General features: G+C 71.0%; 14 protein-coding genes. 13 read left to right on the top strand and 1 reads right to left on the bottom strand.

What is annotated here, in order from left to right; all coding sequences use genetic code 11:
• The first annotated feature begins 6 nt into the window (after positions 1 to 6).
• The 8 genes from VHAB30_RS28285 (at position 7) to VHAB30_RS28250 (ending at position 12,248) form a co-directional block, all read left to right on the top strand.
• On the top strand, positions 7 to 834 hold the full coding sequence (locus VHAB30_RS28285; RefSeq protein ID WP_159279387.1) for an enoyl-CoA hydratase/isomerase family protein: 828 nt from the start codon (positions 7 to 9) through the stop codon (positions 832 to 834).
• Positions 835 to 940: 106 nt separating this feature from the next.
• Positions 941 to 2,044 carry a CaiB/BaiF CoA transferase family protein gene (locus VHAB30_RS28280; protein WP_159279386.1) on the top strand — a complete coding sequence of 368 codons (1,104 nt, stop codon included), beginning with the start codon at positions 941 to 943 and terminating at the stop codon, positions 2,042 to 2,044.
• Between the two features lie 73 nt (positions 2,045 to 2,117).
• Positions 2,118 to 3,695, top strand: a complete 1,578-nt coding sequence (locus VHAB30_RS28275; protein WP_235926954.1) for an acyl-CoA synthetase — start codon at positions 2,118 to 2,120, stop codon at positions 3,693 to 3,695.
• Between the two features lie 28 nt (positions 3,696 to 3,723).
• Complete coding sequence (locus VHAB30_RS28270; protein WP_159279385.1) at positions 3,724 to 5,283, top strand: long-chain-fatty-acid--CoA ligase; 1,560 nt, start codon at positions 3,724 to 3,726, stop codon at positions 5,281 to 5,283.
• A gap of 38 nt (positions 5,284 to 5,321) precedes the next feature.
• Entirely contained in the window at positions 5,322 to 6,473 is a 1,152-nt protein-coding gene (locus VHAB30_RS28265) for an acyl-CoA dehydrogenase family protein (RefSeq protein WP_095947975.1), read from the top strand.
• A gap of 5 nt (positions 6,474 to 6,478) precedes the next feature.
• The gene (locus tag VHAB30_RS28260) at positions 6,479 to 7,270 is read left to right on the top strand and encodes an enoyl-CoA hydratase/isomerase family protein (protein WP_159279486.1); all 792 of its coding nucleotides are present in this window, start codon (positions 6,479 to 6,481) and stop codon (positions 7,268 to 7,270) included.
• A gap of 41 nt (positions 7,271 to 7,311) precedes the next feature.
• Positions 7,312 to 8,205, top strand: a complete 894-nt coding sequence (locus VHAB30_RS28255) for an SDR family oxidoreductase (protein ID WP_159279384.1) — start codon at positions 7,312 to 7,314, stop codon at positions 8,203 to 8,205.
• Positions 8,206 to 8,408: 203 nt separating this feature from the next.
• Positions 8,409 to 12,248, top strand: coding sequence for an autotransporter domain-containing protein (locus tag VHAB30_RS28250; protein WP_159279383.1), 3,840 nt, complete (start codon positions 8,409 to 8,411; stop codon positions 12,246 to 12,248).
• A gap of 60 nt (positions 12,249 to 12,308) precedes the next feature.
• Here VHAB30_RS28250 and VHAB30_RS28245 read toward each other — a convergent pair whose 3' ends face one another.
• A complete protein-coding gene (locus tag VHAB30_RS28245) occupies positions 12,309 to 15,047 on the bottom strand; it encodes a LuxR C-terminal-related transcriptional regulator (protein ID WP_062478179.1) in 2,739 nt (912 codons plus the stop codon).
• 138 nt (positions 15,048 to 15,185) lie between these two features.
• On the opposite strand from VHAB30_RS28245, the gene VHAB30_RS28240 reads away from it, so the two are divergent.
• The 5 genes from VHAB30_RS28240 to fadB all read left to right on the top strand — a co-directional run bounded on the left by VHAB30_RS28240 (position 15,186) and on the right by fadB (position 21,312).
• On the top strand, positions 15,186 to 16,394 hold the full coding sequence (locus tag VHAB30_RS28240; RefSeq protein ID WP_159279382.1) for an acetyl-CoA C-acetyltransferase: 1,209 nt from the start codon (positions 15,186 to 15,188) through the stop codon (positions 16,392 to 16,394).
• Between the two features lie 29 nt (positions 16,395 to 16,423).
• Complete coding sequence (locus VHAB30_RS28235) at positions 16,424 to 17,836, top strand: enoyl-CoA hydratase-related protein (protein WP_159279381.1); 1,413 nt, start codon at positions 16,424 to 16,426, stop codon at positions 17,834 to 17,836.
• A complete protein-coding gene (locus tag VHAB30_RS28230; protein WP_159279380.1) occupies positions 17,833 to 18,660 on the top strand; it encodes an acyl-CoA thioesterase in 828 nt (275 codons plus the stop codon). Before VHAB30_RS28235 ends, VHAB30_RS28230 begins: the two co-directional genes overlap by 4 nt.
• Positions 18,657 to 19,073, top strand: coding sequence for an EthD domain-containing protein (locus VHAB30_RS28225; RefSeq protein ID WP_159279379.1), 417 nt, complete (start codon positions 18,657 to 18,659; stop codon positions 19,071 to 19,073). Before VHAB30_RS28230 ends, VHAB30_RS28225 begins: the two co-directional genes overlap by 4 nt.
• 88 nt (positions 19,074 to 19,161) lie before the next feature.
• On the top strand, positions 19,162 to 21,312 hold the full coding sequence (gene fadB, locus VHAB30_RS28220) for a fatty acid oxidation complex subunit alpha FadB (RefSeq protein WP_159279378.1): 2,151 nt from the start codon (positions 19,162 to 19,164) through the stop codon (positions 21,310 to 21,312).
• Positions 21,313 to 21,325: the final 13 nt, after the last annotated feature.

The following is a 21,325-nucleotide window of genomic DNA, read 5'->3' as shown; positions in this document are numbered from 1 at the left end:
ACAGCCATGCCCGACAGCGAAGCAGGCGACATCCTCATCGACCGCAACCGCGCAGGCATCGCACTGCTCACGCTGAACCGCCCGGCGCGCCTCAACGCGCTGAGCCAGCCCACCGTGCGGCGCCTGTGCGCCGCGCTCGACGCATTGGCGCAGGACGACAGCGTGCGCGTGCTGGTGCTCACCGGCGCGGGTCGCGGCTTCTGCGCCGGCTGGGACCTCACGACGCCGCTCACGCGCCGCGACGACCGGCCGCTCGACGGCGAGCCCTCGGTGGCCGACCTGATGGCGGGGCAGGAGCTGTTCGCCGGCATGGTGCGGCGGCTGCGCGCGCTCGACAAGGTGGTGATCGCCGCCGTCAACGGCGTGGCCGTGGGCGCGGGCTTTGCGCTCACGCTGGGCGCCGACATCCGCGTGGCTGCGCGCTCGGCGTCGTTCCATGTGGGCGCGGTGCGCATCGGCCTCACGGCCGGCGAGTGCGGCATCAGCTACCACCTGCCGCGGCTGGTGGGTGCCTCGCGCGCCTTCGAGCTCATGCTCACGGGCCGCCCCGTGCCGGCCGACGAGGCCGAGCGCATCGGCCTCGTCGCCGCGCTGGTGGACGACGAGGCGCTGTTGCCGCGCGCGCTCGCCCTGGCCGCCGACGTGCTGCGCAACAGCCCCTACGCCACGCGCCACACCAAGCAGCTCATGTGGGCCAACCTCGAGGCGCCGAGCCTCGATGCCGCACTCGAGGTGGAGAACCGCGCCCAGGTGCTGGCGCTGAAAACCGAGGATTTCCGCGAGGCCGCCGCCGCCTTCGCGGCCAAGCGCGCGCCCGTCTTCACGGGGCGTTGAAACGTCTTTCCGCGCTTTCGTCGCTTCCGACGATGCGACGGCGGCGCCCGCGCGCCAAGATGCCTTCACACAACAGGCCGCCGGGTGCGCGCCAGAGGAGACACACATGGCAGGACCCCTGAAAGGACTTCGGGTCGTCGAGATGGCCGGCATCGGCCCCGGCCCCTTTTGCGCGATGCTGTTCGCCGACATGGGCGCGGAGGTGCTGCGCATCGCGCGCCCCGCCACGCGGCGCGACCCCCACGACATCCTGGCGCGCGGGCGCAGCACCTGGGAGGTCGACCTGCGCGCCCCCGACGCCGCCGCGCCGGTGCTCGACGCCATCGCGCGCGCCGACATCCTCATCGAGGGCTTCCGTCCCGGCGTGATGGAACGCCTGGGCCTGGGCCCGGCCGAATGCCACGCGCGCAACCCGCGCCTGGTCTACGGCCGCATGACCGGCTGGGGCCAGCACGGCCCGCTGGCGCACGCGGCCGGCCACGACATCAACTACATCGCCATCAGCGGCGCGCTGCACGCCATCGGCCGCTCGGGCGAGGCGCCCGTGCCGCCGCTGAACTACGTGGGCGACTTCGGCGGCGGCGCCATGCTGCTGGCCTTCGGCCTGCTGGCCGCGCTGCACGAGGTCAAGGCCTCGGGCCAGGGCCAGGTGGTCGACGCCGCCATGACCGACGGCGCCGCCCTGCTGTCGGCCATGATGTACGGCTTCAAGTCGGCCGGCCAGTGGAGCAACCAGCGCGGCGAGAACCTGCTCGACGGCGGCGCCCACTTCTACGACACCTACGCCTGCGCCGACGGCAAGTACGTGGCCATCGGTTCCATCGAGCCGCAGTTCTACGCCCTGCTGCGCGAGCGCTGCGGCCTGGTCGACGACCCCGCCTTCGACGCCCAGATGGACGCCGACCGCTGGCCGCTGCTCAAGCTGCGCCTGGCCGACGTGTTCCGCACCCGCACGCGCGACGAGTGGTGCGTGCTGCTCGAAGGCAGCGACGCCTGCTTCGCTCCCGTGCTCGACTGGGACGAGGCCCCGCAGCACCCGCACAACGTGGCGCGCGGCACCTTCGCCACCGTGGGCGGCGTGGTGCAGCCCGCGCCCGCGCCGCGCTTCAGCCGCACCGCGCCGGTCGTGCCGCCGGCCGTGTCGCCCGACGACGGGCCCGCGCTGCTGAAGCGCTGGGGCGCGGCAGCGCCCGTGGCCGAAGCCCGCTGACGTCCTTGTTTTCCGGGCATGCGCGTTCGCGCATGCATGGCATTTCCGCACCGCACCGACAGGAGCCTTGTCCATGCCCACCACGCCACCGCCGCTGTACCTCACGCAGGCCCTGCACCGCGCCATGCAGTGCAGCCCGCGCGCCGTCGCCACCGTGTTCCAGGGCCGCACGCGCACGTACGGCGAACTCGGCGAGCGCGTCGCGCGCCTGGCGGGCGGGCTGCGCCGCCTGGGCATGCAGCCCGGCGACCGCGTGGGCGTGCTCGCGCTCAACGCCGACCGCACGCTGGAGTACTACCTGGCCGTGTGGTGGGCCGGCGGCGTGGTCAACCCGGTCAACACGCGCTGGAGCGTGGCCGAGATGGCGCACTCCCTCGACGACTGCGCGACGCACATCCTGTTCGTGGACGACCAGTTCCTGGCGACGGCGGACGCGCTGCGCGCCGCCGCGCGCGCCGTCACCACCTGGGTCTACATGGGCGAGCGCCAGGCGCCCACGGGCATGACGGACTGCGAAGCGCTGGTCCGCGAGAGCGAGCCTGTGCCCGACGCGCTGCGCGGCGGCGACGACCTGGCCGGCGTGTTCTACACCGGCGGCACCACCGGCCGGCCCAAGGGCGTGATGCTCAGCCACGCGGCGCTGGTGATCAATGCGCAGGTGTCGATGCTCGGCGCCTTCTTCGACGACAGCGCGCGGCTGTTGCAGGTGGCGCCGCTCTTTCATCTGGCGGGGCTGTCGTTCCTGCTGCGCGGCGTGCTCATGGGCTGCGCGCAGATCATCCTGCCGGGCTTCTCGGTGGACGGCATGCTCGCCGCCATCGAGCGCGACCGCGCCACCAACCTCATGGCCGTGCCCGCCATGCTGCAGATGCTGGTGGACGACCCGCGCACCGCGCAGGCCGACCTGTCGAGCGTGCGCTTCGTGGGCTACGGCGCCTCGCCGATCACCGAGGCACTGCTGGAGCGCGCCTTCGCCACCTTCCCGCAGGCCGAGTTCGCGCAGGGCTACGGCATGACCGAGCTGTCGGCCGGCGTGAGCTACCTCACGCGCCACTACCACTCGCCCGAAGGCCGCAAGCTCGGCAAACTGGCCTCGGCCGGGCAGGCGCTCTCGGGCATCGACCTGCGCGTGTGCGACGGCGACGGCCGCGAGGTGCCGCGCGGCACCGTGGGCGAACTCACGGTGCGCAGCCCGTGCGTGATGCAGGGCTACTGGAACCTGCCCGAGCAGACGGCCGCCGCGCTGCAGGGCGGCTGGATGCACACCGGCGACGCCGCCCGCATGGACGACGACGGCTTCGTCTTCATCGTCGACCGCTACAAGGACATGATCGTGAGCGGCGGCGAGAACATCTACTGCGCCGAGGTCGAGGGCGCCCTCGCGCGCCACCCCACCGTGGCCGCCGCCGCCGTCATCGGCGTGCCCGACGAGCGCTGGGGCGAGGCCGTGCATGCGGTGGTGGTGCGCAAGCCTGGCACCGAAGCGGATGCCGACGCGCTCATCGCCCATTGCCGTGAATTGATCGCCGGCTACAAGTGCCCGCGCAGCGTCGCGTTCGTCGACGCGCTGCCGATCTCGGGCGCCGGCAAGGTCATGAAGTACCGCCTGCGCGAGCCGCACTGGGCCGGCCACGCACGCCGGGTTGCCTGACGAAAAAAACCACCAAGGAGACGACACCATGTTCCTCACCCAGCCCCTGCACAAGGGCCGCCGCGAGAAGGCCCGCGAGACCGCCGTGGTCTGCGGCAACCACCGCCTGGACTTCGCGACCCTCACCGACCGCGTGGCGCGCCTGGGCGCCGTGCTGCAGCAGCTCGGCATGGCGCGCGGCGACCGCGTCGGCATGATGAGCCTCAACTCGCACCGCTTCGTCGAGTTCTTCTTCGGCACCTGGTGGGGCGGCGGCATCATCAACCCGGTGAACATCCGCTGGAACCCGAAGGAGGTCGCCTACTCGCTGGACGACTGCGACACACGCATCCTGCTGGTCGATGACCTGTTCGCGCCCATGGCCGGCGAGCTGCGCAAGCTTTCGACGTCGCTGCGCACCGTGGTGTACTGCGGCGACGGTCCCGTGCCCGAGGGCATGGTCGGCTACGAGGCGCTGCTGGCCGATGCGCAGCCCATCGACGACGCCCCGCACAGCGCCGACGAGCTGGCCGCCATCATGTACACCGGCGGCACCACCGGCCGGCCCAAGGGCGTGATGCTCACGCACGGCAGCCTCTACATCAACGCGCTGAGCTCGGTGGCCGCGGTGCCGCGCGAGACGCGCAACGCCGCCGTGGTCATCGCCGTGCCCATGTTCCACGTGGCCGGCTGCGGGCTGTCGCTGCAGAGCATCCTGCGGCTGGTGCCGCAGCACGTGGTGCCGATGTTCGACGAGGTGGCGATCCTGCAGGCCATCCAGGCCGCGCGCGCCACCGAGATGTTCCTGGTGCCCACCATGATCAAGCGCGTGATCGAGCACCCGCGCTTTGCCGAGTTCGACCTGTCGAGCCTGCAGATGCTGCTGTACGGCGCCGCGCCCATCGACGTCGCGCTGCTCGAGCAGGCCATGGCCGCGCTGCCCGCCACCAGCTTCTCGCAGGCCTACGGCATGACCGAGCTGTCGCCCACCGTGGCCGTGCTGATGCCGCACTTCCATCTGCCCGGCCCCGATCGCAACCGCCTGCTGCGCGCGGCCGGCACGCCGGTGCCCGTGGCCGAGATCCGCATCGTCGACGGCGAAGACAACGAGCTGCCCCCCGGCCAGGTCGGCGAGATCGTCGCGCGCGGCCCGATGGTCATGAAGGGCTACTGGAACAAGCCCGCCGAGACCGAGGCCGCGCTGCGCGGCGGCTGGATGCACACCGGCGATGGCGGCTACATGGACGAGCACGGCCTGCTGTTCGTGGTCGACCGCATGAAGGACATGATCGTGAGCGGCGGCGAGAACGTGTACTCGGCCGAGGTCGAGAACGCCATCGCCCAGATGCCGCAGGTGCTGATGTCCGCGGTCATCGGCGTGCCCGACGACAAGTGGGGCGAGCGCGTGCATGCCGTGATCGTGTTGCGCGAAGGCATGCCGCTCACGGCCGACGACGTCATCGCCCATTGCCGCGACCAGATCGCCAACTACAAGTGCCCGCGCAGCGTGGAGTTCCGCGATGCGCTGCCGCTCTCGGCTGCCGGCAAGCTGCAGAAGTTCCAGCTGCGAGAACCCTTCTGGGCCGGCAAGGAACGCCGCGTCGGCTGACCCCATTCCCCTCATTCCAAGACACTGAAGGACACCCCATGCCCATCGATTTCCGCCGCTCGTGGAGCGACGAAGAACTGGAGCTGTACCGCGACAACGTGGTGCGTTTCGTCGAGACCGAAGTCGTGCCGCACGACGAAGAGGCGCGCAAGCGCGGCCACGTCGGCCACGAGGTGTGGCGCAAGGCCGGCGCGCTCGGCCTGCTGTGCTCCGACATTCCCGAGGCCTACGGCGGCGCGGGCGGCGACTTCCGCCACGAGGCCGTGTTCTATGAGGAGAAGGCGCGCCGCGCATTGAGCGGCATGGCCAGCTCGGTGCACACCATCGTGGCGCACTACTTCCTGAACCACGGCACCGAGGAACAGAAGCAACGCTACCTGCCGCGCATGGCGCGCGGCGAGCTGGTCGGCGCCATCGCCATGACCGAGCCCGGCGCCGGCTCCGACCTGCAGGGCGTGCGCACGCGCGCCGAGAAGCAGCCCGACGGCAGCTACCGCATCCGCGGCTCCAAGACCTTCATCACCAACGGCTTCCTTGCGGGCGTGGTGCTGGTCGTGGCCAAGACCGACCCGACGCAGGGCGCCAAGGGCACCTCGATCCTCATCGTGGAGACCGAGGGCTGCGAGGGCTACCGCGTGGGCCGCGTGCTCGACAAGATCGGCATGAAGGCGCAGGACACCTCCGAACTCTTCTTCGACGACGTGCACGTGCCGGCCGATGCGCTGCTCGGCGGCCAGGAAGGACAGGGCTTCTTCCAGCTCATGAGCGACCTGCCGTACGAGCGCACCATCATCGGCGTGAACGCGCTGGCCACCATGGAAGGCGCCTACCAGGCCACGCTCGACTATGTGCGCGACCGCAAGGCCTTCGGCAAGCCGATCGCCGAGTTCCAGAACACCAAGTTCAAGCTGGCCGAGATCGCCACGCAAATCAAGGTGGGCCGCGCCTTCATCGACCGCTGCGTGGAAGACCTCGTGGCCGGCCGGCTCGACACCGCCACCGCCTCCATGGCCAAGCTCTGGGCCTCCGAGACGCAGGGCCGCGTGGTCGACGAGTGCCTGCAGCTCTTTGGCGGCTATGGCTTCATGACCGAGTACATGGTGGCGCGCATGTACGCCGACGGGCGCGTGCAGCGCATCTACGGCGGCACCAACGAGATCATGAAAGAAGTGATCTCGCGCGCGCTGTGACGGCGATGAACGAGGTGCTGCAGGTCGAGCGGCGCGGCGAGGTCGCCTGGCTCACGCTGAACCGCCCCGAGCGCCTGAACGCGCTCGACCCGGTGCTGGTGCGCGCGCTGCGCGAGTACTTCGAAGGCCTGAGCGCACGCAGCCCCGAGCGCGTGGTCGTGCTGCAGGGCGCGGGCCGCGCCTTCTGCGCCGGGCTCGACCTGAAGGAGCAGGTGGGCGGCGAAGACCTCGGCGTGGCCGACATGCTCGAACAGCAGAAGGGCATCCGCGACATCATGCTGGCCATGCGGCGCTGCCCGCAGCCCATCGTCAGCGTGGTGCAGGGCGCGGCCAGCGGCGGCGGCTTTGCGCTCGCGCTGGCGTCGGACGTGCGCCTGGCCACGCCCGACGCGCGCATGAACGCGGCCTTCATCCGCATCGGCCTGTCGGCCTGCGACGTGGGCGTGAGCTACTTCCTGCCGCGCATGGTCGGCAGCTCGGTCGCGGCCGAGTACATGCTCACCGGCCGTTTCATGGACGCGCAGCGCGCCTACGCGCTGGGCCTCGTGAGCCGCGTCGACACGCTGCCCGCGCTGCAGGCCGAGGCGCAGGCGCTGGCCGACGACATGCTCAACGCGACGCCCGTGGCGCTGCGCCTGACCAAGGAGGCGCTGGGCATCGCCGTGGATGCCGGCAGCATGGAAGCGGTCGTCGCCATGGAAGACCGCAACCAGGTGCTGTGCACCCAGACCCGCGATTTCCGCGAAGGCATGAGCGCCTTCCTCGAGAAGCGCGCGCCCGTCTACACGGGGCGCTGAGCTTCATTCCGAATTTCAACGGACCGCACACAAGGATTTCCATGACCCTCGACGACCTGATGTTCAAGCCCGGCCTGCTGGCCGGCCGCCGCTACCTCGTGACCGGTGGCGGCAGCGGCCTGGGCCGCGTGATGAGCGAGGCGCTGCTGCTGCTCGGCGCCCACGTCTACATCTGCGGGCGCCGCGCCCCCGTGCTCGAAGAAACCGCCGCCGAGCTGATGCACCTGCACGGCGGGCGCGTGACGCCCAAGACCTGCGACATCCGCCACGACGCGCAGATCACCGAGATGCTCGATGAAATCTGGGCCGACGGCGGCGCGCTCGACGGCCTCGTCAACAACGCCGCGGGCAACTTCGTGAGCCGCACCGAAGACCTGTCGCCGCGCGCCTTCGACGCCATTTCGAGCATCGTCTTTCGCGGCAGCTTCTGCATGACGCTCGAATGCGGCAAGCGCTGGCTGGCCGAAGGCAAGGCCGCGTCGGTGCTGTCGATCCTCACCACCTGGGTGTGGAACGGCTCACCCTTCACGGTGCCCTCGGCCATGTCGAAGGCCGGCCTGCACGCCATGACGCAGTCGCTCGCGGTCGAGTGGGCCGGGCGCGGCATCCGCTTCAACGCCATCGCGCCGGGCCTGTTCCCCACCGAGGGCATGAGCGCGCGCCTGAACCCCGGCGGCGGCGAGCACAAGGCCGAGCGCAATCCCATGGAGCGCAACGGGCGCATGCCCGAGTTGGCCAACCTCGCGGCCTACCTGCTCGGCCCGGGCTCGGAGTACGTCAACGGCCAGACCATCGCCATCGACGGCGCGCAGTTCCAGGCCACGGGCGGGAATTTCTCGCGCATGTCGCAGTGGCAGGACGAGGACTGGAAGCGCGCGCGCGAGCACATTGCGGGGCGCGACGCGCAGGACAAGCGGCAGCGGCTGGCGGCCTGAAAGCGCCGGAACCTAGGGAAAAACTCCAGCGTCAGGATTTCAAAGTATCGGAACAAGCCCCGACGAGATCACAAAGAACGACCCCTCTTTCCAGAATTTAACGACCGTTAACCGGCCCGTGCGCGACGTCTTCACGACGTGGCTTCACCGGCAGGGCGACGGTCTTTTCATTCCATTCCAAGACAGAGAGGGTTCGTTCCGTCATGACGAGATCACCGAAGTTCAAGCGCAGGGCCGTGGCCCGCGCCGCCGTGTGCGTGTGGGGTTCGATGCTGGCCACCGCGGCCGGCGCACAGGCCTATCCGGGAGACCCCGGCATGATCGGCGACCCGGCCAGCTGGCGCACGAAGGAGTTCCTGGCCGACTGGGGGCTCGGGGCGATGAAGACCGAGTACGCCTATGCGGCGGGCTTCACCGGCAAGGGCGTGAAGCTGGGCGTGATCGACTCGGGCTTCGACGTGCGCCACACGCGCGAATTGCCGCTCACGCGCTTCACGGCGCTGGTGACGGCGACGTCCAACGGGGCGTACAGCGAGTTCGCGGCGGATGGGTCCGTGCTCAACGGCAAAGACGTGGGCTACGGTTTCCACGGCACCCACGTGTCCGGCACCGTGGGCGCCAGCCGGGACGGGCAGGACATCCAGAACAACATGCACGGCGTGGCGTTCAATGCCAACGTGTTCGTGGGCAACACCAATGCGCCAGACGCGCTGAAGTCGAGTGCCGGGCTGAGTCCGGACAGCTACCGCTACGCCACGACCGAGAACTTCCGCAACCTCTACCAGGGCATGCGCGACGCGGGCGTGCGGGTCATCAACAACAGCTGGGGCAATCCGAGCAATCGGAATTTCAGCACACTGAATGCGGTCACCGCCGACTACCTGCAGTACCTGCGCGGGCCGTCCTGGGTCGATGCCGCGATCGACGCCACGAAGCCCCAGGCCGATGGCAAGGAAGGGGTCATCCAGGTGTTCGCTGCCGACAACCAGGGGCAGGCCAACCCGGCGGCGCGCGGGGCGCTGCCGTATTTCAGGCCCGACGTGGAGGGGCACTGGCTGACGGTGACGGGCGCCATGGAAAGGTGGGACAAGAAGGGCTACCAGCAGAACGGCTCCCTCAACAAGTGCGGCATCGCCAAGTACTGGTGCGTGGCAACCCCGGGGAGCGACATCACGAGCACGGTGTTCGACGGGGCCTACGGGACCTACTCCGGCACCTCGATGGCGGCGCCGCATGCCACGGGGGCCCTGGGCATCATCATGGAGCGCTTTCCGTACATGACCAACGAGCAGGCGCTGCAGGTGCTGCTCACCACGGCCACCAAGCTCGACGGCTCGCGCCAGGCGGCGCCCGACGAGGTGATCGGCTGGGGCCTCGTCAACCTCGAGAACGCCATGAAGGGGCCGGGCCAGCTGCTCAAGCGCACGGTCATCGACATGCCTGGCGGGACGGCCGATACGTGGCGCAATGACATCTCGGAGACGGGGCTGGTGCAGCGCAAGCAGGAAGAAGCCGCCGAGATCGCGCGCCTGGGTGCGCTCATGAAGGGGCCGGTGGCCCTGGACGCTTTCAAGCCCTTGGGTCAGGAGGCTGTCGTGCTGCTCGAGGCACTGCGCACGGCCATACTGTCGGGCGACGACTACGCCGAGGCGCTGGCCGCCGCGAAGGCCAATCCGATTGCGAAATCCCGCGCCGAGTTCTTCGATCAAATGCGCAAGATTGTTAGGCCGGGAAGTCCCCTCTGGAGCTCGCTTCAATTGAGCTTGACGATTTCGACGGATGACATCATGGCGGCTGCCGAGGACAAGGCGAGGGCGGCCAACGTCGACTGGGACCGCCTGACCCACCTGCGCAGCAAGACCGACGAAGACTACCGCGGCAGCCTCGTGAAGGCCGGTGCCGGGCGGCTGGTGCTCACGGGCACCAACACCTATTCGGGCGACACGCACGTCCAAGCCGGCGAGCTCGCGCTGGGCGAGGGCGGCACCACCGGTTCCATCACCAGCCACGTGGCCATCGACGCGGGCGCCAGCTTCGCCATCGACCGCGGCGATGCCTACGACTTCACCTACAACATCACCGGCGCGGGCGACCTGCGCACCACGGGCGGCACGACCGGCGAAGGCGTCACCACGCTGAGCGGCGCCAACAGCTACGCCGGCGCGACCTGGGTGCAGGGCGGCACGCTGCGCGCAGGCTCGGCCACCGGTTTGTCGAACGCCAGCGCGTTCACGGTGGCCGGCAAGGCCAGGCTCGACCTCAACGGCTTCGACGCCACCATCGGCTCGCTGGCCGGCGCGGGCGACGTCGCCGTGGGCACCGGCACGCTGACCACCGGCGGCAACGACCGGTCGACGCAATTCGCGGGCCGCTTCAGCGGCAGCGGCGGTCTCGTCAAGGCGGGCGCGGGCCGGTTCGAGCTCACCGGCGACTCCGGCGCCTTCACGGGCAAGACCTCGGTGGCGCAGGGCATGTTGTCGGTGAACGGCACGCTGGGCGGCACGATGGCCGTGCTGTCGGGCGGGCGCCTGCAGGGCACCGGCACGGTCGGCAGCACCACCATCGCCGCGGGCGGTGTTGTGGCGCCAGGCAACTCCATCGGCACGCTGCACGTGGCCGGCAACGCCCGCTTCGCGCCCGGTTCGACCTTCGAGGCCGAACTGAGCGGCACCGACGCGCAGGCCGACCGGTTCGACGTCAGCGGGCAGGCCACGCTCGAAGGCGGCACGGTGCGCGTGCTCGGCGGCTACGTTCTGGGCGCGCGCTACACGCTGCTGAACGCCGAGGGCGGCGTGAGCGGCACCTTCGCCGACTTCAGCGTGGCCAAGGACTACCTCTTCCTCTCGCCGATGCTGGGCTACACCGCGACGCAGGTCTACACGGAAGCCCTGCGCAACAACGTGTCGTTCGCGTCGGTCGCGCAGTCGGGCAACCAGCGCGCAATGGGCGTGAACCTCGATGGCGCCGCCCCCTGGAGCCCGGCACTGGCCGCCGCGTTGCAGCTGGAGAGCGTGCCGGCCGCGCGCGCGGCCTTCGACAGCCTGTCGGGTGAAGTGCATGCCTCCGCGAAGACGGCGCTCATCGAGGACAGCCGCTTCGTGCGCGAGGCCGCGATGGAGCGCCTGCGCGCCTCGGCCGGCACGGCGGGCGCGTCCACGGCGCCGGTCAAGATCAACGACGGCGCCGGCCAGTCGCACATGGCCGCACCGACCACGGGCGAGGCCGTCTTCTGGAGCCAGGCCCTGCACTCGACCGGCCGTGCGCGCGGCGACGGCAATGCCGCGCGCCTCGATCGCTCGGTCGACGGCCTGCTGATGGGCGGCGACACCCGCGTGGGCGACAACGCGCGCCTGGGCGTGACCGGCGGCTACAGCCGCAGCAAGTTCGACGTGGACGCGCGTTCATCTTCGGGCGATGCCACCAGCTACCACCTGGGCCTGTACGGCGGCACCACGCTCGGCCCGTGGGCCCTGCGCGCCGGCGCAGCCTATGCGCGGCACGACGTGGACACCACACGCCAGGCGCGCGTGGCGGGCCTGTCGGATTCGCTCAAGAGCAACCACGACGCATCGACCACGCAGGTCTTCGGCGAAGTGGGCTACAGCCTGGCCGCCGGCGACGTGGCACTGGAGCCCTTCGCGAACCTGGCGCACGTCACGCTGCACACCGACGCGTTCTCGGAGCGCGGCACGTGGGCGGCGCTGCAGGCGCGCAGCGGCAGCGCGAACGTCGGCCTGTCGACGCTGGGCCTGCGCGCATCGACCGCGGTGCGCCTGGGCAATGTCGACGCCACGCTCAAGGGCATGGTCGGCTGGCGCCGCGCCTACGGCGACCTGACGCCCTTCACCAGCGTCGCATTGCCGGGCGCCACGGGCTTCTCGGACATCGCGGGCGTCGCGGTGGCGAAGAACGCGGCGGTGCTGCAACTCGGCATGGACTTCGCGTTCTCGCCGCGCGCGACCTTCGGCGTGGCCTACGGCGGCCAGTTCGGCGGCAAGGCGCGCGACCAGTCGGTGAAGGCGAATCTGAACGTGTCGTTCTGACGAAAGGCGAGGGTTTGGGCCCGTCTGCCATGTGTCGGCGGGCGGGCCCTTTTTTTGGGGCTAGCGGATCACGCCCAGCTTGCGCGCAATCGCCACCGCCTCCGTGCGCCGCTTCGCGCCCAGCTTCATGTGGATGTTGCGCAGGTGCGTGCGCACCGTGCTCTCCGACACGAACAGCTTCTCGCCCATGGCGTTGTTCGAGTAGCCCTCGGCCAGGAGCTGCAGCACGCGGATCTCCTTGCGCGTGAGCGGCTCCTTGGTGGCGTCGCCCGAGGGCGCCTCGGCGTCGATCGGCGAGGGCGGCGGGCCCAGCACCTGCAGCAGCCGCTGCAGGTAGTCGGCCAGGATCGGGTCGCTGCGCAGCACGGGCGCCACGGCACCCGCTTCCTGCTGCATGGCGGCGGCATAGCGGTGCACCAGCGTGCCCACGGCCGGGCCTTCGTCGAGGATCAGCCGCACGAAGCCTTCCTGGCTCGCGGCCTGCAGCACGGCGCCGATCTCTTCGATGGCGGTGGCGAGGTCGCCCGCGCGCTGCAGCGCCAGCGCGCGCAGCACGCGCAGCTTGAGCGCGCGGCGGTTGCGGTTGGCGGCCACGGCGGCGTGCAGCTCGGCGTCGAGCACGGTGAGGGCCGCGCGCGCGTCGCCGAAGGCGATGTCCCAGCGCGCCCGCGCGAGCGCGAGGTAGTCGAGGTCGTGCGCGGGCAGGCGCTGACGGCGCTCGCGCTCCCACAGCTCGGGGTCGTCGGCGCGCTGCAGCTCGTCGCGCGAGGCGGGGCCGTTGCCCTGCAACAGCAGCATGTGGGCGCGCTCCAGCTTGGCGCCCGCGACCACGCGCGGCAGCTGGCGGTGGTGGCCGAGGTATTCGAGTTCGGTCAGGGCCTGGAACGCGGCGTCGATGTCGCCCGCGTGGAACGCGATGCGCGAGCGCATGACGTGGCTCAGGATCATGTGGTCGGGCAGGCCCACGTCGCGCGCCAGCGGCAGGTACACGTTCAGCAGGTGCTCGGCCTGCACCAGCTGGTTGGTCTCGTACACGGCGCCCGCGTACAGCACACCGGCCCAGGCGTTGCCGTGGCTGTGGTTGTACGACACGGCATGCGTCGAATCGACCGCCATGCGCAGCCGCGCGGTGGCCTGGCGCAGCCGACCTTCGGTGAGGTCGAACAGGCCCGCCAGCGACTCGGTGTACATGCGGTTGAAGGTGCTGTTGCCCTGCTCGCGCCGCGCGGCCTCGAGCAGGCGCTGCGCCTCGCGCTGGTCGCCGCGCACGGCGAGGATGTGGGCCATGGCGTTGAGCAGCACGCCCTCGGCAAAGGCCAGCCCGGTGGGCAGGCGCGCAAGGCTTTCGCGGCCGGCTTCATACGCAGCATCGTGCTGGTCTTCCATCGCCAGCAGCAGCGGAATGAGCGTGTGAGCGTTGGCGCGCACCTCGGGAATGGGGCTGTCGAGGCAGCCCGACTGTTCGAGCAGGCGCATGGCGTCCCACGGGCCGTGCGTGAAGCAGGTGGCCCACAGCGCGATGAGCTGCAAAAACGGGTGCTCGCGCAGCTGATGTTCAGGGATGGCCGAGAACCAGCGCGCCAGCATGCGCATGCGGCCCTGCTCGAGGAACTGCTCGGCGTAGCTGTCGAGCAGCGTGAGCGCGTGCGGATGGTCGCCGCCTTCGATGGCGTGGTCGATGGCGGGCACGGGCCGGCCGTGCGACTCGTACCAGCCCGAGGCTGCGAGGTGCAGCCGCGCGAGTTCGCCGGGCCGCTCGCGCGCCAGCTGCGCACGCAGGAAATCGGCGAAGAGGCTGTGGTAGCGCCACGCGCGCACCTCGCCGCCAGCATCGCCGCTCACGGGCGTGAGGAACAGGTTGGCGGCGGCCAGCTGCTCCAGGATGACGGCGCTGTCGCCGCGCGGGTTGAGCGCCTGGCACACCGAGGCGTCGAGCTGGCGCAGGATGCTCGTGCGCAGCAGAAAGTCGTGGATCTCGGGCGGCTGGTGCGCGAGCACGTCTTCGGCCAGGTAGTCGGCCACGGCGCGGTCGGAGCCCGAGAAGCGCTCGATGAAGCCGGTCTCGATGCCGTGCCGCTCCAGCGCCATCGACGCCAGCCAGATGGCCGCCACCCAGCCTTCGGTCTTGCGGTGCAGCTGCGAGAGCAGGTCGGCCGGCAGCGCCTGCGGCGGCTGCGCGGCGGCGTGCGGCGCATGCGCCTGGCGCAGGCCGATGAAGGCGCTGGTTTCTTCCAGCGAGAAGCGCAGCCGGTCGGTGTCGATCTCGATGAGCTGGCCGCGCGCGCGCAGCCGGCCCAGCCCGAGGTCGGGCAGGCTGCGCGAGCCGATCACGATCTGCCCGCGCCGCGGCAGGTGCTCCACCAGCTCGCGCACGAGGCCGAGCACGGCGGGCTCCTGCACCACCTCGAAGTCATCGAGAAAGAGCGTGAAGGGCGAGTCGTGCGCGGCCAGCGCGGCCACGGCGTCGAAGGGCGCGTGGCTTGCGGGCTCGTCCACGCCGATGCGCTGCACGGCCTCGGCCAAGCAGTTGAGAAAGCGCGACACGTCGTTGTCGGCGCGGTCGAGCGTGAGCCAGGCGGTGGCGATGCCCTGCGCGTCCATGCGCTCGCGGATCTGCGCCATGGCGGTGGTCTTGCCGAAGCCGGCGGGTGCGCGCACCAGCACGAGCTTGACGGTCGCGGCCGCGATTTCTTCGCTGATGGCGGTGCGCGGCACCTGCGTGGCCACGAAGGCCGGCGGGTTGAGCTTGGTCTCGAGAATCCGGAGCGAGGAAGGGGGAACGGGGGCAGGAGCAGGCATCGCGAAGGGGGAGTGAGTGCCTGGAAATTCCGTCGCTTCCGACGATTCCGGCAACCGATTCTGCTTCCTAAACTGGCCGCAGACAAACTGAATTCCCCTGCATCCGGTGGCCTTGCGCACCCGGGCAGCGCCCTGCCCATGACCGACGACGTTTTCATCTACGACCACGTGCGCACGCCGCGCGGCAAGGGGCGCGCCGACGGTGCGCTGCACCCCATCACGCCGGTGCAGCTGGCCACGCAGGTGCTGCAGGCGCTGCGCGAACGCCATGCACTCGACCCCGCGCAGATCGAGGACGTGGGCCTGGGCGTGGTGATGCCGGTGGGCGAGCAGGGCGCCGATATCGCGCGCGTCGCGCTGCTGTCGGCGGGCTACGGCGACAGCGTGGTCGGCTTCCAGCTCAACCGCTTCTGCACCTCGGCGCTCGACACGCTCAAGATGGGCTTCGGCCTCGTGGCCTCGGGCCAGGCCGACGCGGTGATCGGCGGCGGCGTGGAGTCGATGTCGCGCGTGACCATCGGCAGCGACGGCGGCGCGGTCTACACCGACCCCGCCGTGGGCCAGCGCTACCCCTACATCCCCAACGGCGTGGCGGCCGACCTGACGGCCATGCTCGACGGCGTGGACCGCGAGGCGGTCGATGCCTACGCGGTGGAAAGCCAGCGCCGCGCCGCCGTGGCGCAGGCCGAGGGCCGCTTCGACCGCTCGCTCGTGCCCGTGCGCGACCGGCTCGGGCGCACCGTGCTCGCGAAGGACGAGGCCAACCGCCCCGGCACCACGATGGCCGACCTCGCCAAGCTCAAGCCCGCCTTCGCCGGCGTGGCCGCGCAGGGCTACGAAGCCATCCTGCTGCAGCGCTACCCGCAGCTGTCGCACATCGCGCCGATCCACACAGGCGGCAATTCGAGCGGCATCGTCGACGGCGCCTGCGCGGTGCTCATGGGCAACCGCGACTACGGCACGCGCAACGGATTGAAGCCGCGCGCACGCATCGTCGGCAGCGCCTCGTGCGCCGACGAACCGCTGCTGAGCCTGGGCGGCCCGATGCCCGCCACCGAGCGCCTGCTGGCGCGCTGCGGCCTGAGCATCGGCGACATCGACCTGTTCGAAGTGAACGAGGCCTTCTCGGTGGTGCCGATGCGCTATGCGCGCCATTTCGACATCGACCCCGCGCGCATCAACGTGAACGGCGGCGCCATCGCACTGGGCCACCCGCTGGGCGCGACCGGCGCGATCCTCACGGGCACGCTGCTCGACGAGCTGGAGCGGCGCGACGCGCGCCTGGGCCTGGTCACGCTGTGCGCGGCGGCGGGGCAGTCGACCGCGCTGGTGATCGAGCGCGTCTGAGCAGCACGTCTTCTCTTTCCTTTTTTCCTATGCCTTCCCACATCCGATTCGAGGTCGATGCCGACGGCGTCGCGCTCCTCACCCTCGACGTGCCCGAGCGGCCGATGAACGTGTTCACGCCCGGCTTCACGGCCGAACTGCGCGAGGCCGTGGTGCAGATCGCGCAGCGCGCCGACGTGCGCGGCGCCGTCATCACCTCGGGCAAGGCCAGCGGCTTCATGGCCGGGGCCGACCTGAAGGACCTCGTGGGCTTCCATGCCACGGGCGGTGGCGCGGCCGAGGCCATCGAGGCGATCGCACCCGGCGGGCGCGCGCTGCGCGAGCTGGAGCGCTGCGGCAAGCCCGTGGCGGTGGCCATCAACGGCGTGGCGCTGGGCGGCGGCTTCGAGCTGGCGCTGGCCTGCCACCACCGCGTGCTGCTCGACGAAGCGCGCGCGGTGGTCGGCCTGCCCGAAGTCACGGTCGGCCTGCTGCCGGTGGGCGGCGGCACGCAGCGGCTGCCGCGCCTGATCGGCATTGCGCGCGCGCTGCCGCTGCTGCTGTCGGGCCAGCATGTGGCGCCGGCCGAGGCGCTGGCGCTGGGCATGGTCGATGCGCTCGCACCGGCCGACCAGCTCGTGCAGGTCGCGCGTCGCTGGGTGCTCGACCATCCCGAGGCCGGCCAGCAGCCGTGGGACGTGAAGGGCTTCCAGGTGCCTGGCGGCGCGGGCGCACTCGCACCGCACGCGGGCGCGAGCTTCGGCGCCACGCTGGCGCAGGTGCGGCGTGATACGCACGACCAGCTGCCGGCGCCGCTGGCCATCCTGTCGGCGGTGTACGAAGGCACGCAGCTGCCGATGGACGCGGGGCTGGCGGTCGAGGCGCAGTGCTTCGGTCCCTTGCTGGCCGGCCCGGTGGCGCGCAACCTGATGCGCACGCTGTTCGTGAACCGGGGCGCGGCGCTGCGGCGCAAGGGTGACTTGAGTACGGTCAATGCTGCGTATGTCGAACGGCTGCGGCAGCTGTACCGCAGTGAGGGTGCGGCGCTGTTGAGCGAGGGCGTGTCGCCTGCGCTGATCGCGAACGCCGCGCGGCAGGCCGGGCTGGGCGAGAGTCCGCTGGTTGCCGATGCAACGACGGGACAAGCCGCTGCAGCGCAGCCCGACGCGCGCGCTGTCGGCGAGCGCCTGCTGTCGCTGCTCGCGCTCGAAGCGGTGCGCTGCCTCGAAGAAGGCGTGCTGAAGCATCCGGTCGAGGCCGACCTCGGCGCCGTGCTTGCGCTGGGCTATCCCGACTGGACCGGCGGCACGCTCTCGTACATCGAGACCGTCGGCCTCGCGGCCTTCGTCGCGCGCTGCGATGCACTCGCACAGCGCCACGGCGAGCGCTTCAAGCCCACGGCCGCGCTGCGCCAGCGCGCGCAATCGAACACGGCGTTCTATCCCGTGGAGCACGCCGCGTGAGCCCAGGCCGCGCGCAAGCGCTGCAGTCGCTGGTCGCCCAGCTGCAGCTCGAACAACTGGAGAAGAACCTGTTTCGCGGCACCAGCACCGACATCGGCGCGCCCGCCGTCTTCGGCGGCCAGGTGCTCGGGCAGGCGCTGATGGCCGCGGCCCGCACGGTCGACGGGCATGCGGCGCATTCGCTGCACGGCTACTTCCTGCGCGCGGGCGACAAGGCCGCGCCCATCGTCTACGACGTCGACCGCATCCGCGACGGCGCGAGCTTCACCACGCGGCGCGTGGTCGCCATCCAGCATGGCGAGCCGATCTTCCACATGTCGGCCTCGTTCCACCGGCGCGAGGAGGGCGTGTCGCACCAGTGCGCGATGCCCGAGGCGCCGCCGCCCGAAACGCTCACGCCTCGCGCCGGCCCGCGCGTGCGCGTGGAAGGGCCCATCGAGTTCCGCTACGTCGACCCGCGCGATCCGGTCACGGCCGGCCCGCGCCCACCGCACAGCCAGCTCTGGCTGCGCACCGCCGACGCGTTGCCCGACGACCCGCTGCTGCACCAGGCGATGCTGGCCTATGCCTCCGACTACAGCTTCATGGGTGTGGCGATGCAGCCGCACGGCCTGGCCTTTCAGCAACCCGGCGTGCAGGGCGTGAGCCTGGACCACGCGATGTGGTTCCACCGCGATTTCCGCTGCGACGACTGGCTGCTGTACGACGCCGATTCGCCCTCGGCCGAGCATGCGCGCGGCTTCTGTCGTGGCGCGCTGTTCGACCGCGCCGGCCGGCTCGTGGCCTCGGTGGCGCAGGAAGGCCTGATCCGGGTGCGCCGATGATCAAGCTCGTCTTCTGCCTGCGGCGCTTGCCGCACCTGGACCGCGCGCAGTTCCAGCACCACTGGCGACACGTGCACGCGCCGCTCATCGCCGAGCGCGCCGAGGTGCTGGGCCTGCGGCGCTACGTGCAGTCGCACACGCTCGACGACGCACTCGTGCAGCCGCTGGCCGTGCCGCGCGGCAGCCCCGCGCCCTTCGACGGCGTGGCCGAGCTGTGGTGGGACAGCCTCGAAGCGCGCACCGGTGCGCGGCGCGAGGAAGCCCGCCGCGCGAGCGCCGAGCTGCTCGCGGACGAGCGCCGCTTCATCGACCTGGCCGCCTCGCCGATCTTCTTCACCGACGAGTTCGCCGTGGTCGGCGACCCCGCCGCCGAGGCGGTGCGCGACTACCTGCAGGCGCGCGGCCGCCTGTAATCGTCGCTTCGGACGATGCCTGCGCGCAGGGCGCGTCCCTAAACTTTTTCCCACAGGCTGGCGCGTCGCCGGCCGCGAGGAGACCCCTTTGTTCCAAGGCGAAAGTATCGAAGTCCTGCCGTTGCAGGACGGGCTGGTGGAGCTGCGCTTCGACCGGCGCGGCGAGGCCATCAACAAGCTCGACGCGCGCACCGTCGACGAGTTCCGCCAGGCCACCGAGCGCATCGCGGCCTCGCCCGATGTGCGCGGCGTGCTGGTGACGAGCGCGAAAGACGTGTTCATCGTCGGCGCCGACATCACCGAGTTCGGCGCCACCTTCCAGCAGGCCGAGGCCGACATCGCGCGCGGCGTGCGCGCCAGCAACGAGCTGTTCAACGCCTTCGAAGACCTGAAGGTGCCCAGCGTGGTCGCCATCAACGGCTTCGCGCTCGGCGGCGGGCTGGAGCTGGCGATGCTCGCGCCGCTGCGCGTGATGGCCGACACGGCCCAGGTCGGCGTGCCCGAGGTGAAGCTGGGCCTGTTCCCGGGCTTCGGCGGCACGGTGCGGCTGTCGCGCCTGGCGGGGCTGGCCACGGCCATCGACTGGGTGGCGAGCGGCAAGCCGTCCAAGGCGCCGGCCGCGCTGGCCGCGGGCGTGACCGACGAGGTCGCCGCGCCCGAGGCCCTGCGCGACCGTGCGCTCGCGCTGCTGCAGCGCGCGGCGCGCGGCGAGATCGACTGGCAGGCCGCGCAGCAACGCAAGCGCGCGCCGCTGACGCTGTCGAAGCAGGAGGCCGGTGCGCTGGTCGAGGCCGCGCGCACGCAGGTGGTGGCGCGCAGCGGCAAGCACCAGCCCGCCGCCGTCATCGCGCTCGAAATGATGGCCGAGGCCGCCGGCCGCGACCGCGCGGGCGCGCTCGACCTCGAGTCGGCCGCCTTCGGCCGCGTCGCGAAGACGCAGGCCGCCGCCTCGCTGGTGCAGGCCTTTCTCAACGACCAGGCGCTCAAGAAGCTCTACAAGCGCCACGCCCGCGAAGGCCGTCCGGTGAAGCAGGCGGCCGTGCTCGGCGCCGGCATCATGGGTGGTGGCATCGCCTACACCAGCGCATTGCGCGGCACGCCGGTGCGCATGAAGGACATCGCGCAGCCGCAGCTTGACCTGGGCATGGCCGAGGCCAGCAAGCAGCTCGCCAAGCAGGTGAAGAACGGTCGGCTCGCGCAGGCCAAGGCCGATGCCATTCAAGCGTCGATCGTGCCGCAGCTCGACGAGGCCGGCTTCGACACGGTGGACTGCGTGGTCGAGGCCGTGGTCGAGAACCTCGAGGTCAAGCGCAAGGTGCTGGCCGCGCTGGAAGGCAGCGTCAAGCCCGGCACCGTGATCGCCTCGAACACCTCGAGCCTGCGCATCGACGACATCGCCCAGCCGCTTGCGCGACCTGAAGACTTCGTCGGCATGCACTTCTTCAACCCCGTGCCGGTGATGCAGCTGGTGGAAGTGATCCAGGGCGCGAAGACCAGCAATGCCGCCGTGTCCACCGCCGTGGGCTATGCCGTCGCGATGGGCAAGACGCCCATCGTGGTGAAGGACTGCCCGGGCTTTTTGGTCAACCGCATCCTCACGCCGTACATCAACGCCTTCGTGCAGCTGGTGGCCGATGGCGCCGACTTCGAGGCGGTCGACCGCGCGATGGAAGCCTTCGGCTGGCCCATGGGACCGGCCTACCTGCAGGACGTGGTGGGCATGGACGTGGGCGCGCACGTGGGCGACGTGATCGCCGCGGGCTACCCGCAGCGCATGCCGGCCCTGGAACGCAACGCCGTGAAGCTGATGGTGGCGAACAAGCGCTACGGCCAGAAGAACGGCGCGGGTTTCTACCGCTACGAGAACGACCCCACGGGCCGCCCGCGCAAGTCGGCCGCGCCCGAGGCGCATGCGCTGGTCGCCACGCTGCAACCGCAAGGGCGGTGCGATTTTGCCGATGCGGAGATCGTCGAACGCATGATGCTGCCGATGGTGGTCGAGGCCGCGCACGCGCTCGAAGACGGCGTGGTCGCCACGCCGGCCGAGCTCGACATGGCGCTGCTGCTCGGCGTGGGCTTTCCGGCCTACGCGGGCGGCGCGCTCAAGTACGCCGACTGGCTGGGGCTGGACCGCGTGGTCGCGCTGTGCGACAAACATGCGGCGCTCGGCGCGCCGTATGTGCCCACGGCGCGCATGCGCGAGATGGCGGCGCGCAGGTTGCGCTACTACCCGGTCTGAACGGCAGGCGTTT

This window comes from Variovorax boronicumulans (genome assembly GCF_009811375.1).
Lineage (GTDB): Bacteria > Pseudomonadota > Gammaproteobacteria > Burkholderiales > Burkholderiaceae_C > Variovorax > Variovorax boronicumulans.
The sequence above is the reverse complement of the archived record's forward strand: the minus strand, read 5'-3'. Positions and strand labels throughout refer to the sequence as shown.

Coding starts and splice junctions, on each gene's coding strand:
- VHAB30_RS28285 (WP_159279387.1), top strand. CDS start 7: ATGCCCGACAGCGAAGCAGGCGACATCCTCATCGACCGCAACCGCGCA.
- VHAB30_RS28280 (WP_159279386.1), top strand. CDS start 941: ATGGCAGGACCCCTGAAAGGACTTCGGGTCGTCGAGATGGCCGGCATC.
- VHAB30_RS28275 (WP_235926954.1), top strand. CDS start 2,118: ATGCCCACCACGCCACCGCCGCTGTACCTCACGCAGGCCCTGCACCGC.
- VHAB30_RS28270 (WP_159279385.1), top strand. CDS start 3,724: ATGTTCCTCACCCAGCCCCTGCACAAGGGCCGCCGCGAGAAGGCCCGC.
- VHAB30_RS28265 (WP_095947975.1), top strand. CDS start 5,322: ATGCCCATCGATTTCCGCCGCTCGTGGAGCGACGAAGAACTGGAGCTG.
- VHAB30_RS28260 (WP_159279486.1), top strand. CDS start 6,479: ATGAACGAGGTGCTGCAGGTCGAGCGGCGCGGCGAGGTCGCCTGGCTC.
- VHAB30_RS28255 (WP_159279384.1), top strand. CDS start 7,312: ATGACCCTCGACGACCTGATGTTCAAGCCCGGCCTGCTGGCCGGCCGC.
- VHAB30_RS28250 (WP_159279383.1), top strand. CDS start 8,409: ATGACGAGATCACCGAAGTTCAAGCGCAGGGCCGTGGCCCGCGCCGCC.
- VHAB30_RS28245 (WP_062478179.1), bottom strand. CDS start 15,047: ATGCCTGCTCCTGCCCCCGTTCCCCCTTCCTCGCTCCGGATTCTCGAG.
- VHAB30_RS28240 (WP_159279382.1), top strand. CDS start 15,186: ATGACCGACGACGTTTTCATCTACGACCACGTGCGCACGCCGCGCGGC.
- VHAB30_RS28235 (WP_159279381.1), top strand. CDS start 16,424: ATGCCTTCCCACATCCGATTCGAGGTCGATGCCGACGGCGTCGCGCTC.
- VHAB30_RS28225 (WP_159279379.1), top strand. CDS start 18,657: ATGATCAAGCTCGTCTTCTGCCTGCGGCGCTTGCCGCACCTGGACCGC.